Below are 14,039 nucleotides of genomic sequence, written 5' to 3'. Positions count from 1 at the left end.
GGGGGCTGATCGGGCCGGGGCGGGTGCCGATCGGCTGATGCCAGGAACTCTGCTGGTCGGGGCGGGCCGAATCCATCGGCGCCCGATGGCAGCAAACTGCACGGCAGCAAGTGCGCCGTGCGCGGAGCCCGTCCGGGGGTGGTTCTGCCTGGGGTGTTCACGCACCGTCACCACGGCCGTTTTCCGCCGGTTCGACTGCGCAGGGTGCCCGGGAGAAGCGGACTCCTACCCTCCGGTTGTGAGGCAGATCACAAATGTGGAACGCATGATCGAGGCGTGACGGAGCCATGCGGATAATGTCCATCGGGGCTGCTGGGCGCAACTTTCGATGTGACGGGGGAAATGCATGGAAATTCGGCTGCTCGGGCCGCTGGAGATCGTCGACGGCGGCCAGCAGGTGTCGATCGGGGGGCCGCGTCAGCAGGTGGTCCTCGCGATGCTGGCGCTGAATGCGAACCGGGTCACCCCGAATGACCAGCTCGTCGACGCGGTCTGGGGGGAGCTGCCGCCGGCCACCGCCCGGTCGCAGATCCAGATCTGCATCTCCGCCCTGCGCCGGGTGCTCGCCGACGCCGGCCGGGCCGACCTCATCGTCACCCGCCCCTCCGGCTACCTGCTGGCCACCGCCGCCGGCGAGCTGGACATCGACCGCTTCGCCCGGCTCGGCGAGACCGCCCGGGTGCACGCCGACCACGGCCGCACCGCCCAGGCCGCCGAGGGCTTCGCCGAGGCGCTCGGCCTGTGGCGCGGCCCCGCCCTCATGGGCATCCCCAGTGACCTGGCACAACGCGCCGCCACCGTGCTGAACGAGCAGCGGCTGGCCGTCACCGAGGAGGCCTACCGGCTGGAGCTGGAGCTGGGCCGACACGACAAGATCATCGGCCCGCTGTTCGAACTGATCGCCCAGGAGCCGCTGCGCGAGCGGCTGTACGGCTCGCTGATGCTCGCGCTGTACCGGGCCGGCCGGCAGGCCGACGCCCTGGACGTCTTCCGCCGGATGCGCGCCGTCCTGGTCAGCGAGCTGGGCATCGAGCCCGGCCGCGAGCTCCAGGAACTGGAAATGGCCATTCTCAACGGCGACCCGCGGCTGGAGGCGCCCACCGCCGCCGTCGTCCCCTCGGTGCCCGCCCAGCGCTCCGCCGAGCCCGTTTCCGACGGCGACGAACCGGAGGTTCCGCCGGTGGAGGCCGCGGTTCCGCCTCCGCACCAATTGCCCACCGACACCGCCGATTTCACGGGCCGTCAGGAACACGTCGAGGAAATCCGGGACTATCTCCAGGCGCCGGTCCAGGAGAACTCCGGCAGCTGTCCGGTGCGCGTCGTCGGCATCACCGGCAAGGGGGGGATCGGAAAGTCCAGCCTGGCCGTTCGTGTGGCCCACGAATTGCACGCCGCATTTCCGGACGGACAGCTCTACGCCGACCTCCACGGCTCCGGCGGGGACGGCTCCGGGCACGTGCTCGGCCGCTTCCTGCGCGCCCTCGGCGTGGCCAGCCACTCGGTGCCCGACGACCTGGAGGAGCGCAAGGCCCTCTACCGCAGCCGGCTCGCCGGCCAGCGGGTGCTCGTCGTGCTCGACGACGTCCCGGACGAACGGCTGCTGCGCGACCTGCTGCCCGGCAGCGCCAGCTGCGCCGTCATCGTCACCAGCCGCTCCCGCCTCAGCGGCCTGCCCGGCATCCACCGGGTCAACCTCGACCTGTTCACCGAGGACCTGTCCGTCGAGCTGCTGTCCCGGATCGCCGGCCACGAGCGGGTCGCCAAGGAACTGCCCGCGGCCGTCGAACTCGCCAACTTCTGCGCCGGCCTGCCGCTGGCCCTGCGGATCGCCGGCGCCCGGCTCGCCTGCCGCCCGCACTGGCGGATCAACCGGCTCGTCCAGCGGCTCCGCTCCGAGGCCGGCCGGCTCGACGAACTCGCCCACGGCGGGCTGGAGTTGCGCTCCAACATCGCGCTCGCCTACGGTGCCCTCGGCCCCGACGCCCAGCGGCTGTTCCGGCTCTTCGCGCTGCCCCGCGCCAGCGACTTCGCCGGCTGGACGGCCGCCGCCCTGCTCGACGTCGACCTGCCCGACGCCGAGGACATCGTCGAGGAACTCGTCGACGCCCAGCTGCTCGACGTCCTCACCTTCCCCGGCGAGGACGCGCCGCGCTACCGCTTCCACGACCTGATCAAGATCTACGCCCGCGAACGCCTCGCCGAGGCCGACCCGGCCGAGCACGCCGACGCCGCGCTGCGCCGGGTGCTCGCCGCCTGGATGTCCCTCGCCGAGGAGTGCCACCGGCGCGAGTACGGCGGCGACTACACCGTGCTGCACGGCACCGGCGAACGCTGGCGGCTGCCCGAGGACGAGCTCGCCGACCTGCTGAAGAACCCGATGGCCTGGTGGGAGACCGAGCGCCGGGCCCTGGTCGCCGCCGTCAACCAGGCCGCCGACCTCGGCCTCGACGAACTCTGCTGGGACCTCGCCCTCACCTCCGTCACCCTGTTCGAGACCAAGGGCTACTTCGACGACTGGCGGGAGACCTCGGAGGCCGCCCTGCGGCTCGCCGAGGCCACCGGCAACCGGCGCGGCCGCGCCGCCATGCGCTACTCGCTCGGCACCCTGCACATGTTCCAGAAGCGCCTCGCCGAGGCCGACGCCTGCTTCCTGCCCGCCCTCGACGACTTCGCCGAGGAGGGCGAACGGCACGGCTGGGCGCTGGTGCTGCGCAACATGGCCTTCGTCGACCGGCTGCGCGGCGACCACGAGGCGATGATGGACAAGTACACCACCGTCCTCGCCGACCTGCGCGAGCTCGGCGACAAGATCGGCGAGGCGCACGTGCTGTGCAGCGTCGCCAAGGTCCGGATGGACGCCGGCGAGTACGACACCGCCCGCGAGATGCTCAACTCGGCGCTGGCGATCTGCCGGGAGACCGGCTGCCTGCGCGTCGAGGCCCAGGTGATCTACCGGCTCGGCGAGCTGTACCTGAAGAGCGACACCCTGGAGCTGGCCAACCAGGCCTTCAACTGGGTGCTCCGCCTGGTCAGGAAGTCCAACGACCGGATCGGCGAGTCGCACGCCCTCTACGGGCTCGGCCTCGTCCACTGGGGCGAGGGCCGCACCGGGCAGGCCGAGGCCGTCTTCCTACAGGCCGTCACCCTGGCCCGCCAGGTCGGCGAACGCACCGTCGAGGCGCAGTCGCTGTACTCGCTCGGCTCCATCGCCCTCGGCGCCGGCTCGCTCCCCGCCGCCCGCACCCACCTGGAGGCCGCCGCCGCGATCTTCGACGACCTGGGCTCGGCGCTGTGGCAGGGCAAGACCCGCTTCGTCCTCGCCGACGTCCACGGCGCCGGGGGCGACGCCGACGCCGCCCTCGCCGAACTCGCCGCCACCCAGGCCCTGCTGGCCGACGTCGCGGCCCCCGAGGCGGACCGCCTCAAGGACGAGCTCTTCGGCCGCCGGATCATGCTCCGCGGCGAACTCGCCTGACGCCTTCTCCGGGCGCCCGCTCGGCCGGAGCGGGCGCCTTTGTCGGGGTTGCGGCCGTCAGGCGGCCCGGTACGCCCGCAGGAAGGCCGCCACACCGCCGGTGATCTGCCGCTCGGTCTCCTCGGCCGGCAGCTTCAGCACCCCGTAGTGGGTGAGCTGCACGATCGAGTGCGAGGTCAGCGCCATGAAGTGGGCGCCCGCCAGCGCCGCGTCCCCGTGCAGGTCGAGCAGCCCGGCCTCCGCCAGGGCGGTCATCGCCTCGGCGAGGGCGCGGCCCACCGGGCCCGGACCGGCCTCCTTCCAGGTCCGCAGCACCTCCTCCGGCACGTGGTCGGCCTCGGCGTGGATGTGGCGGACCAGCGCGAAGTGGTCCGGGTGCTCGGCCATCAGCGCCACGAAGCCGCGCGCCAGGGCGACCAGGTCGCGCTCCAGGTCCGCCGGCCGGGGCGGGCGCTCCGGGTCCAACAGGCCGTTCATCCGGGCGATCTGGGCGTCCCGGACCTCGCCCGAGGTCCAGGCCACCACCGTGCGGAACAACTCGGCCTTGCCGCCCGGGAAGTGGTTGTAGAGCGTCCGGGTGGAGACGCCGGCCGCCGCGGCCAGCGCGTCGACCGAGGCGCGGGTGTAGCCCTCGCGGCCGAAGACGCCGCAGGAGGCGCTCGCGATCGCGATCTGTTTGGCCAGCTTCCGCGGCGGGACCTCGCGGCGGGACTGCTCCAGCCAGGCCTCGTTGCTGCTGCTGCTCACTCGGACCCCTCTCGAAAATTACAACGGGCGTTGCAATTCTTACAACGCTCGTTGTACTTTACCGGAGGAGCGGCCGATCCACCGGCCGATCGTCCGAGGAGGGGACCAGTCATGTCTGTTGCCATCAGTGAGAAGCTGCGCGTTGCCGTGATCGTGAGCAGCATCCGCGAGGGGCGGATCGGCCCGAAGGTCGCGGACTGGTTCCTCGGCGTCGCCGAAGGCCTGGGCGAAGGCATGGAGTTCGAGGTCGTCGACCTCGCCGAGGTCGACCTGCCGCTCGCGATGCCCGGCTGGGGCAGCGCGCCCTCCGAGCGGGCGAAGGCCGCGCTGGCCGAGGTCAGCCCGCGACTGGCCGCGGCCGACGCCTTCGTCGTCGTCACCCCCGAGTACAACCACAGCTTCCCGGCCGCGCTGAAGAACCTGATCGACTGGCACCGCGAGGAGTGGCAGGCCAAGCCGGTCGGCTTCGTCTCCTACGGCGGGCTCGGCGGCGGCCTGCGCGCCGTCGAACAACTCCGGCTGGTCTTCGCCGAGTTGCACGGTGTCACCATGCGCGACTCGGTCAGCCTGCACGGCCCCTGGTCCGGCCTCGGCGCCGATGGCGCGCCGCTGGACCGGGCCGTCAGCGAGGGCGCCGCCAAGGGCATGCTCGGCCAGCTCGACTGGTGGGCGCGGACCCTGCGCAGCGCCCGGGCCGAGCGCCCGTACGGGGTGTGAGCGCCGTGGCGCCGCAGTCCACGGTGGGGCGGACGGTGGCCGTGGTGGTCACCGGGTCGCTGCTCTCGGTGCTCGACATGACGATCGTCAACGTCGCGCTGCGGCGGCTCACCGAGGTCTTCCACGCCCCGATCGCCACCATCCAGTGGGCCACCACCGCCTACACCCTGGCGCTGGCGGCCGTCATCCCGACCGCCGCCTGGGCGATGGCGCGGATCGGCGCCAAGCGCACCTACCTGCTCGCGCTCGCCCTCTTCACGCTCGGCTCGCTGCTGGCCGCCTGCGCCTGGGACGTCGGCAGCCTGATCGCCTTCCGCGCCCTGCAGGGCCTCGGCGGGGGCCTGCTGATGCCGGTTGGCATGGCGATGGTGATGCGCGCCGCCGACCGGGCCGGAATGGGGCGGGCGATGGCACTGCTCGGCCTGCCCGTCCTGGTCGGGCCGGTGGCGGGCCCGGTGCTCGGCGGCTGGCTGCTCGACACCGTCTCCTGGCGCTGGATGTTCCTGATCAATCTGCCGGTGGGGCTGCTGGCCCTGGCGTTGGCGTGGCGGCTCCTGCGGCCGGACGCGCCGGGCTCGGAGGCCGCCGAGGCGCCCAAGCTGGACCTGCCGGGCCTGCTGATGCTCTCGCCCGGGTTGGCGCTGCTGCTCTTCGGGCTCGCCGGTGAGCGCACCGCGTGGCTGCCCGTCGCCGGTGGCGTGCTGCTGATCGCCGGCTGGACGCGACGGTCCCTGGCCGTCCGTCAGCCGCTGCTGGACCTGCGGCTGTTGCGCGACCGGACCTTCGCGGCATCGATCGCCACGCTCGCGCTGTTCACCTGCGGCTACTTCGGCTCGATGCTCCTCGCGCCGGTCTACTGGCAGCAGGTGCGCGGCCAGGGCGCGATGGCGGCGGGCCTGCTCGGCGCACCGGTCGGGCTGGCGGTCGGGGTGTCGATGCAGATCGCCTCGCGGCGCATCGACGCCATCGGCCCGCGGCGGCTGATCCCGCCCGGCGTGGCGCTCGGAGCGCTCGGCATGGCGCTCACCGCCCTGCAGGTGGGCGAAACCGGCGTCCCGGCCTGGCGGGTGGTCGGCGCGGCGATGGTGATGGGCGTCGGCTCCGGGATGGTGCTGATGCCGACCATGACCACCGCCGGCCGGCACCTGCCCAAGGCCCGGATCGCCGCCGCCAGCACCGCGCTGAGCATCAACTCCCAACTCTGGGCCTCGATCGGCACCGCCCTGATCTCCGTCGTCCTGAGCACAGCCGGCACCGACCCGTCCGGCTTCCGCACCGCCTACGCGGTCGCGGCCGCCGTCCTCGCCCTGGCCCTCCTCCCGGCCGGCCTCCTGGCCCGGCGCGGGTGAGCCGGGGCCGGATGCCCTCCCAGGCGCCAGTTCTTCGGGCCCGCCGCGAACCTTCGCGGCGGGCCCGAAGCGTTGAAGGCGTGAACTGCGGGGCTGGATGGCCGAATTGGTCTGCTCGGGCGCCGACCTTGTCGTCTGTTGTCCGCTACTGATCAACTTCGACCATTTCCGGCCGGATCGGCGGCCCGCCCGGCCTGCCCCGGCCGTCCCCGCCCCGCGTCGTACGCCATCCATCCGTGGACGTACCGGTGGCGTGATCTCCCCCTGCCTTGTTGACCATGGACGCGCGGTGCCTGAAGAATCCGCGCAGCCTGCACAACTGGCCCATGATCGTCACAATTTCTTCGCGTGCGGGCCGGTCGGCTCGCCGTCTCCGGAAGGACCTTCGCGATGCGTCGTACCGCCTCCCTGCTCGCCACCGCGCTGCTCGCGGCAGCCGCCGCGCTCACGGCGCCCGCCGCCGAGGCCGCGCCGGCCGCCGCCGCGCAGGCCGCCGGACCGTGTTACGTGCAGGGCAATCCCCAGGGGTACTTCAACGGCACCTGTTCGGGCATCGACCCGATGCAGACCTGGCACATGGTGATCACCTGTCTGAACTACAACACGGGCGGCCCGGGCGGTCCGTACGTCATAGCGGGCACCACCGGCGGGTGGGTCACCGGCAACACCACCACCTGGGCCAGCTGCGGCGCGGACCAGGTGAATTCGGTGTACATCCAGTTCGGCCCCGCGCCGGCGGGCGGGCCGACCGGCCAGATCACCGGCTTCATGAACAAGTGCCTGGACGTGCGCATGGGTACCAGCGTCAACGGCACGCCCGTCCAGATGTGGGACTGCCTCGGCAACGTCAACCAGTCGTGGCGGATCGCCTCGGACGGGACCATCCGCGCAGTCGGCCTGTGCCTGGACACCGACGGCGGGCGGACCGACAACGGCACGCCGGTGCAGATCTGGGAGTGCAACGGCGCGGCCAGCCAGCAGTGGCAGGTCCGGGCCGACGGCGCGATCATCAACGTGAAGTCCGGCCGCGCCCTGGACGTCCGGGGCTTCGACACCGCCAACGGCGCGCTCGCGCAGATCTGGGACTTCAACAACACGGCCAACCAGCTCTGGCACGTCCCCGCGTGATCCCGCACCGGCCCACCCGAGCGCGCCACGGGCCAGGACGGCCAGGCCTGCCGCGATGCGCTCGGGGCTGAGGCCAGCCCCCCACCCCCCACCCCCCCACCCGGTCCTGCCAACGGCCGGACGAACAGGAAGCGGGTTCCGGGCGCCCGCTCGACTCGAGCGGGCGCCCGGAAGAGTCGGGGCGGCATCTCAGATTTCTGCAGTGACGGCCGACACTCTTCTGTGAGTGGCCATCACGTTGGCCAGCGCCTGCTTGTCCGTGATCCATTCGGTGCCGCCGACAGAGATCGAATGTCGTACGGCGTCGAGGAGGGATTCGTCGGCCTCAGCGGGTTGAGCCAGGTGTGCCCGCATGTAGTGCTTGAAGAATGCGGGAAGTTGGTCCAGCCGGGTGCCGGTCTTGGCCCTCAGGGAGAGGAGCGGGAGGAACCACTCGTCGAAGCCATCTTTGATCTCCTGGGCGGCTCGGTAGGCCTCGTACAGCGGTTGCAGGCTTGCCGCGTGGTCGTACGGGAGGTGGCCGTGCAGGGTGTACTGAAGCCGGATGCCGTCGTGTTGGCGGAAGTGCTGGCCGTGGGCGGCGATGTGGTTGGCCGCGTTCTCGGTGATGGTCATGACGGCCGTGTCCGCTTTGTGCAGCCGGGCTGCGGCGAGGACGGTGGCGTGGATGCCGACCCGTGGGTCGAGGACGAGCCCGTTGAGGCCGAGCGGCGAGAGGTCGATGCCGTGGTCGCGGGTTCGGGAGAGGATCAGGCGCTGGGCGACGTTGGCGGCGGTGTGCTGGAGATGCTTGGGCTGCTGGCGGTGGCTTGCGTGGATGTCGGAGCGGTCAAGGACGGGGCGGTCCTTCGCGAGTTCGGTGACGAGGTGGAGGCCGGTGCGGTCTTCGGTGTCGGTGCTGCCACAGGCGTTGCAGGGGTGGCCGCCGCTGCCGGTCATGTGACCGCAGGCCTGGCAGGTGGGGACGGTCTCGCGGCTGATGGCGAGGGTGCCGGCGCGGAGGTTGTTCTCGATCATCTCCAGCGCGAGGTTGGAGACCTCCGCGTCGGTGTCGGTCAGTATGCCGCCCACCGGGGGCTGTCCGGACGTGTACTTGTCGGCGATCAGGTCGGCCTCGAACCGCTGGCGGGGGATCATCGGGTCCTCGGCCTGGCGGTGGCGGAGGTCTCCGGCGAGGGTGACGGTGTTCCACAGGTGGGGTGCGGGCGGTAAGCCCAGGATGGCGTTGAGGGCGGCGGCGAGGCGGATGCCCACGGCCTTGCCGGGGCGGGTGGCGAAGGTGAAGGGTCCGTTCTGGACGGGCCCGTTGAGGAACAGGTGTCGCACGGGCTCCTCCTAGATCGGCGGGGTGGTGGTTCCCGTCCGGGTGAACCGGCCGTCTCGCAGTTCGTAGTGGAGGATCGCGGCGTTGGGCATCTTGCCCTTCCGCTCCTCGGCGAGGATCTCTGGCAGGGTGCAGGCTTCGAGCAGGGATCGGAGCGCCACTGCGGCGGTCTGGTGAGTGAAGGCGACGACGGCGCGGGACTCCTGCAGTTCGGCCTGGGCGAGGGCGGCGAACTCGGAGGCCCGCTTGAGTACGCCCTCGGCGAGCGACTCGCCGCCGCCCGGCGCGGTCCAGATGTGCTTGCGCAGGCGGCGGTCCTCGGCGAGCTCGGGGTAGCTGTCGAACAGCTCGCGCTTGGTCATGTAGGTGGCGTCGCCGTAGTGCTGCTCGTCCAGGAGCGCGGTCTGCTGGGGCCACCCGTTGGGGAGGTCGGGCAGGGCAATCGCGGCGGTGTCGATCGCCCTGCGGTAGGTCGAGGTGTAGACGTGTGGTTCGGGGCCGGCGAGCTCCGGCAGAACGCCGGCCAGCCACTGCGCCTGCCGGAAGCCGCGGGGGGTCAGGCCGACGATGGTGCGGGAGATGGTGTGCGCGGCGGGTCCGCTGTAGGGGCGGGGGTCCTGGTAGAAGCCGCTGTACTTGTCGGCGTTCTCGACGGACTCGGCGTGCCGGATGACGAGCAGGGTCATGGTTCGGCGGCTCCTATCCGGCGAGGTTGGCGACGTAGGAGCCGCTGACGGTCCAGGGGGTGAGTTCGATGCCGAAGCCGCTGTGGTCGCCGTCCTGGGTGTGGACGAGCTTGCCGGACAGGTGCACGGTGTCGCCGGATCGGAACGCACCGGTGTAGGCGCCGAGGTACGAGCGCATGTGGGTGATCCGGCGGGCGAAGGAGTCGGCCTCGTCGATGGTCGAGCTGAGGATGGTCCTGACCTTGATCCCGTACACGGCCGGGGTGGTGAGACCCTCGGAGTGGTCGGTGATCTTCGCGAGGAGGGAGATTTCGCCGATCTCCTTGGAACAGATGCGGGCGAAGGTCCTGTCGCGGTCGGAGCGGATGGGTTCGCAGTTGATGTGCGCGCCGGCCCCTGCGGTCAGCCCCTGGAGCTTGCGGCGCTCCTGCTTGATGAGGGCGTCGAAGGAACTGCCTTCCATGTACTTGGCCCTGCGGATGTACAGCCGGGTGAGGTCGTCTCCGTCGTACGGCCGGATCATGTCGGTCTGCTGGAACAGCTCCTGGGCGGCCTCGTAGCCCTCCGGCCCGTAGCAGACGAGGTCGATGTCCGAGCGCTCGTTGAAGCAGCCGACGAGGAAGGAGCCGGTGACGCCGATCGGGCCCTGGGCGTCGTGCGCGGTGATCCACTCGGTGATCACCAGGAGGTCCTTGCCCGCAGGGTTGTCGGCGACCGCGTCGGGCTCCTCGTGGATGGCGGCGAGCGCCTGTCGGCAGGAGTAGTGGACGGCCACGTCCTCACGCGGGATGCCGGTGATGACGCAGCCGAGGGCATCGGAGTAGACGTAGCACTCCGGCCTGCCGGCCAGGATGCCGAACGACTTCGACACGACGCTGTTCTGCCGGTAGGTCCGGCCGAACAGCCGCCGGTCGCCCTTCTCGTCGGGGTGGTACTTGACGTAGCCGAGATAGTGGCTGCCGGGGTGGCTGTCGCCGATGACCTTGAAGACGACTCCGTGGTGGTCCATCAGGTAGTCGCGGTCGCGGACGGTGGGGACCGGCCTACCGGTGTTCAGCGGTGAACCGTTCCAGAGTGGGGAAGGCACCGGTGTCGATCGTGTTGCCCGACTCATACTGATCAAGTCCCATCGTGAACAGGGTGCGGCGGTACTGCCACTTGATGTGCTTGTCCTGCCGCGTGGGGTCGGTGGGCCGCATGAGGGCGAGGAAGAAGAAGCACTTGACGAGCAGGAAGTCGCCCAGGTGCTCGCTCACCCGCTTCCCGATCAGGGACGCGGTGGTCCCGTCGAGCGTGGCGGTGTAGGCGGCGCGCTGTTCCGGGCTGATCGTGTAGCCCTTGCCGCCGCCCTTGAAGGCCACGATGTCGAGTGCGGGGTAGACGTCGTAGCCGAGCGGGGCCGGTCCGTGGTGCTGCCAGTCGATGACCCCGGCCCGCAGGACGTTGGGCAGGCCGTAGTCCAGGTGCCCGTGCACCACCGGTAGTTGGGCCAACCGGTCGAGGGCGTGCTTGACCGCCTCGTGGACGCGCGGGGTGTCGAAGTCCGGGTTCTCCTCGAAGACCTCGGCCGAGAAGGCGGCCCTCTCGAACCACGGCATGGCGGGGAGGGGGTGCCTCGCCTGGGCCTGCAGGAGCTTCGACGCAACGGCAGCTGCCGTACTGATGACCTGGTAGCTGACCTGACCGTCCCGCTTCGCGTCGGCCAGGGCTTCCTCGTGGAGCGAGGTCTTGCCGATGGCTCGCTCGATGGCGAAGTAGCCTTCGTCCTCGGGCCCGCTGTCGACGATCTCCGGGACGGGATAGCCGAGGCTGGCGGCCAGCTGCTGAAACTCGGTCTCTGCCCGCAGGTCCTCGCCACCGGTCCGCTTGTAGAGCAGGCCATCGGCCGACCGCCACACCGCGCCTTGGGTGGCGGTTCTGTCCTTCACGAACTCCCAGTCGCTCATCCATCCGTCCTTCCGTGGCGCCGAGTTTGAGAGGATCGTGTCGCAGCATTCGAGGACCGCGTCACCGCGTACGTGGACGGCTCAGGGACGTCCTGGGACGCTTTCCAGCAGAGCAAGGAGGTCCGCCGTGTCCGACAGGTCCGGGAGGACCACGGGAGCACCCGCTGCCTCCAGCTCGGCCCGGTCGTGGATGCCGGAAGCCACCGCGATGATCCCGCAGCCGGTGGTGAGGGCTGCCTCGACGTCCCGTGGCGTGTCGCCGATCAGGACGACCGGTGTGCCGCTGGGCAGTCCGCGGCGGCGGTGAACACGCCGGCGTGCGGCGGCTACCAGGTCGGCACGCTGCTCGGCGTCGGCGCCATAAGCGCCGACGCCGAGATCCAGCAGCGGATCGAGATCGAAAGCCGACAGCTTCACGCGGGCATTCGCCGCGATGTTGCCGGTCAGTACCGATGAGACCCAACCGGCCTGGGAGGAAGTGGCCTTGAGGGCGTCGCGCACGCCCGGAAGTGCCGATCCGCGTCGACGTAGTTCGCCGAAGTGTTCCTGGCCGGCCCGGGCGAGGGCGGCTTCGGTGATCGGCCAGTCGGGTTCCGGGAGATCGTGTCTGCGGAACATGTCGCGCATGATCAAGCGGTCCGTACGGCCTTCTGTTGATGCTCGAACGGTTGGTGGGGTACCGGTCAACGAGGCGAATGCGGCAGCGTAGATCTCCTTGCTCACCCCGGCGTTCTCGATGAGGGTGTGGTCGATGTCCCACAGGACGATGAGCTGCATGCCGCCAGCGTAAGCACCGTGTTGGTTTGTCAGCTCGGGCGATACGTCCCACAACGTCCTTGCGCGGCCCGGCCCCGCTCGGCTTGTATGGCCTCCGTGAACGAGCGACTTCACTCCGTACTCGCTCAGCGAGGCGTGGAGCCAAAGGCGCTCGCCGAAGCCTGCGAAGTGGACCCCAAGACCGTTGGTCGCTGGCTCGGCGGACGCTTGCCCCACCCGAGGCACCGCTTCCGTGCCGCCCGGCTCCTGCGGGTGGAGGAGAGCTTCCTCTGGCCGGACCCGCAGCCCCGTGCAGCACGGGGGACCGGAGGGTTGGGCACCGAGCTCATCGGTACCCACCAGAACCGGGCCAGCGTGCCTCGCGAGACCTGGCTGACCCTGCTGCAGGAGGCCCGGCAGCGGATCGACGTGCTCGTCTTCTCCGGGACGTTCTTCGCCCAATCCAATCCGCACGTCGCCAAGATGTTGGCCGAACGGGCCGGCCGTGGCGTTCGAGTGCGGCTGTGCTTCGGAGATCCGAGCGGGCGTGCGGCCGCGACCAGAGGCCGCGAGGAGGGCATCGGCGACACCCTCGCGGCCAAGATCCGAGCCTCCCTCACCTACTACCGCTGTCTACTCCCAGAAGAGGGCTGCGAGGTGAGGCTTCACGACACCACCCTGTACAACTCCCTCTTCCGCTATGACGACAACCTCCTGGTCAACCCGCACATCTTCGGCCAGCCGGCCAGTGCCAACCCCCTGCTCCACCTCAAGCGAGTGGACACCACCGGCTGGTTCGACAACTACGCTCAGAGCTTCGAAGCAGTCTGGGCCCACGCGCGGCCCTGGATGCCCGGCCAGGAGGGGACCGCCGCAGATGGGCAGGACTGAGTACTACAACGACCCCAACGCCCCCAAGGCCAACACCCTCATCCCTGCAAGCAATTTGCTCGTCGTCGACGACTCCGGTGCCATCCTGTTGCAGCGCCGCCGGGACACGGGACAGTGGGCGTTGCCCGGCGGCGCCCAGGACATCGGCGAGACCGCCGCCGAGTGCGCGGTGCGCGAGTGCCTGGAGGAGACCGGCATCCAGGCCGAGATCACCGGCTTCCTCGGCGTCTACACCAACCCGAACCACATCGTCGCCTACACCGATGGCGAGATCCGCCAGCAGTACGAGAACACCTACATCGGCCGCCCGGTCGGCGGCGAGCCCACGATCAACGACGAGGCCGATGGCGTCCGCTTCGTTCAGCCCGCCGACCTCGGCCAGTACGACATCCACCCCAGCATGCGCCAGCAGATCGGCGACTACCTCGCCGGCACCTACCCCCGCCTCGACTGAGCCGCCAGCGACGCCTCCACCCGTTCAACCGCCGCGAAGATCCCCGGCGACGCCCGACCGATGAACCGCCCCACCACGCTCTCCGCCCCGTAACGGCTGAGGATCTCCGCAACGCGTGCCTCGGCGGTGGTCGGGCTACCGGCGGGTGTCGTCGTCATGTCGCACCACACCAGAGAGTCGACCAATCGCTGGTCCTCCAGCAGCGGGAACTCGACCTCCAGCACTTCTCGGAGACCGCGCTCCTCGGCTTCGAGCAGCGCGAACGAGTGGTTCGCCACCAACCGCGTGAGCTGGTCATCGGCCCCATGGACGTCACGGAGGAACCGCGCACCATCGAGTGGGTGGAACCCTGTTGTCGCCACTCCCGGTGCGTAGCCGACATCGTGGAGCAGAGCGGCACAGGTGAGGAGTCGGGTCTGATGGCCGAGAACTCGTTCGAGGCGGACCGCTCGCTCTGCCACGCCCTGAGTGTGTGACCAGCGTCGTGGCAGCGACTCGGCAAGCTGGTTCATCGCCAGCGTTCGTGCCCATGAGGTCGGCTCTTCGCTCATGGGCTCATGGTTCCC

The 14,039-nt window shown here is 70.5% G+C and carries 13 protein-coding genes; 6 read left to right on the top strand and 7 right to left on the bottom strand.

Going from position 1 to position 14,039, the window contains the following annotated elements:
- Positions 1–346 precede the first annotated feature (346 nt).
- Positions 347–3,475, top strand: a complete 3,129-nt coding sequence (locus AB2U05_RS15720) for a BTAD domain-containing putative transcriptional regulator (protein ID WP_369183510.1) — start codon at positions 347–349, stop codon at positions 3,473–3,475.
- Between the two features lie 57 nt (positions 3,476–3,532).
- On the opposite strand, the gene AB2U05_RS15715 is transcribed toward AB2U05_RS15720, so the two are convergent.
- On the bottom strand, positions 3,533–4,222 hold the full coding sequence (locus AB2U05_RS15715; protein ID WP_045710508.1) for a TetR/AcrR family transcriptional regulator C-terminal domain-containing protein: 690 nt from the start codon (positions 4,220–4,222) through the stop codon (positions 3,533–3,535).
- Between the two features lie 111 nt (positions 4,223–4,333).
- Here AB2U05_RS15715 and AB2U05_RS15710 point away from each other — a divergent pair, with 111 nt between their 5' ends.
- The 3 genes from AB2U05_RS15710 to AB2U05_RS15700 all read left to right on the top strand — a co-directional run bounded on the left by AB2U05_RS15710 (position 4,334) and on the right by AB2U05_RS15700 (position 7,416).
- A complete protein-coding gene (locus tag AB2U05_RS15710) occupies positions 4,334–4,939 on the top strand; it encodes an NADPH-dependent FMN reductase (RefSeq protein WP_369183509.1) in 606 nt (201 codons plus the stop codon).
- Positions 4,940–4,944: 5 nt separating this feature from the next.
- Positions 4,945–6,288 (top strand): DHA2 family efflux MFS transporter permease subunit, encoded by a 1,344-nt coding sequence (locus AB2U05_RS15705; protein WP_369183508.1) that lies wholly within the window; start codon positions 4,945–4,947, stop codon positions 6,286–6,288.
- A gap of 390 nt (positions 6,289–6,678) precedes the next feature.
- The gene (locus AB2U05_RS15700; protein WP_369183507.1) at positions 6,679–7,416 is read left to right on the top strand and encodes a ricin-type beta-trefoil lectin domain protein; all 738 of its coding nucleotides are present in this window, start codon (positions 6,679–6,681) and stop codon (positions 7,414–7,416) included.
- Between the two features lie 189 nt (positions 7,417–7,605).
- Here AB2U05_RS15700 and AB2U05_RS15695 read toward each other — a convergent pair whose 3' ends face one another.
- From AB2U05_RS15695 to AB2U05_RS15675, 5 genes are all read right to left on the bottom strand, one after another.
- On the bottom strand, positions 7,606–8,742 hold the full coding sequence (locus AB2U05_RS15695; RefSeq protein ID WP_369183506.1) for a hypothetical protein: 1,137 nt from the start codon (positions 8,740–8,742) through the stop codon (positions 7,606–7,608).
- 9 nt (positions 8,743–8,751) lie between these two features.
- Positions 8,752–9,426: a histidine phosphatase family protein gene (locus AB2U05_RS15690; RefSeq protein ID WP_369183505.1), complete on the bottom strand. Its 675-nt coding sequence runs from the start codon at positions 9,424–9,426 to the stop codon at positions 8,752–8,754.
- Positions 9,427–9,439: 13 nt separating this feature from the next.
- Entirely contained in the window at positions 9,440–10,513 is a 1,074-nt protein-coding gene (locus tag AB2U05_RS15685; RefSeq protein WP_369183504.1) for a hypothetical protein, read from the bottom strand.
- Positions 10,470–11,372 carry a phosphotransferase gene (locus tag AB2U05_RS15680; RefSeq protein ID WP_369183503.1) on the bottom strand — a complete coding sequence of 301 codons (903 nt, stop codon included), beginning with the start codon at positions 11,370–11,372 and terminating at the stop codon, positions 10,470–10,472. The genes AB2U05_RS15685 and AB2U05_RS15680 overlap by 44 nt, the downstream gene beginning before the upstream one ends.
- An 81-nt stretch (positions 11,373–11,453) precedes the next feature.
- Complete coding sequence (locus AB2U05_RS15675) at positions 11,454–12,149, bottom strand: HAD family hydrolase (RefSeq protein ID WP_369183502.1); 696 nt, start codon at positions 12,147–12,149, stop codon at positions 11,454–11,456.
- A gap of 96 nt (positions 12,150–12,245) precedes the next feature.
- On the opposite strand from AB2U05_RS15675, the gene AB2U05_RS15670 reads away from it, so the two are divergent.
- A complete protein-coding gene (locus tag AB2U05_RS15670; RefSeq protein ID WP_369183501.1) occupies positions 12,246–13,019 on the top strand; it encodes an XRE family transcriptional regulator in 774 nt (257 codons plus the stop codon).
- The gene (locus tag AB2U05_RS15665) at positions 13,006–13,473 is read left to right on the top strand and encodes an NUDIX hydrolase (protein WP_369183500.1); all 468 of its coding nucleotides are present in this window, start codon (positions 13,006–13,008) and stop codon (positions 13,471–13,473) included. The genes AB2U05_RS15670 and AB2U05_RS15665 overlap by 14 nt, the downstream gene beginning before the upstream one ends.
- Here AB2U05_RS15665 and AB2U05_RS15660 read toward each other — a convergent pair.
- Entirely contained in the window at positions 13,455–14,024 is a 570-nt protein-coding gene (locus AB2U05_RS15660) for an HD domain-containing protein (RefSeq protein WP_045702630.1), read from the bottom strand. The two genes, AB2U05_RS15665 and AB2U05_RS15660, sit on opposite strands and share 19 nt — an antisense overlap.
- Positions 14,025–14,039: the final 15 nt, after the last annotated feature.

Source organism: Streptomyces sp. Y1, from assembly GCF_041053115.1.
Taxonomy (GTDB): Bacteria; Actinomycetota; Actinomycetes; order Streptomycetales; family Streptomycetaceae; genus Kitasatospora; species Kitasatospora rubellomurina.
Note: the sequence above shows the minus strand (reverse complement) of the source record. Positions and strands in the feature narration are given on the sequence as shown.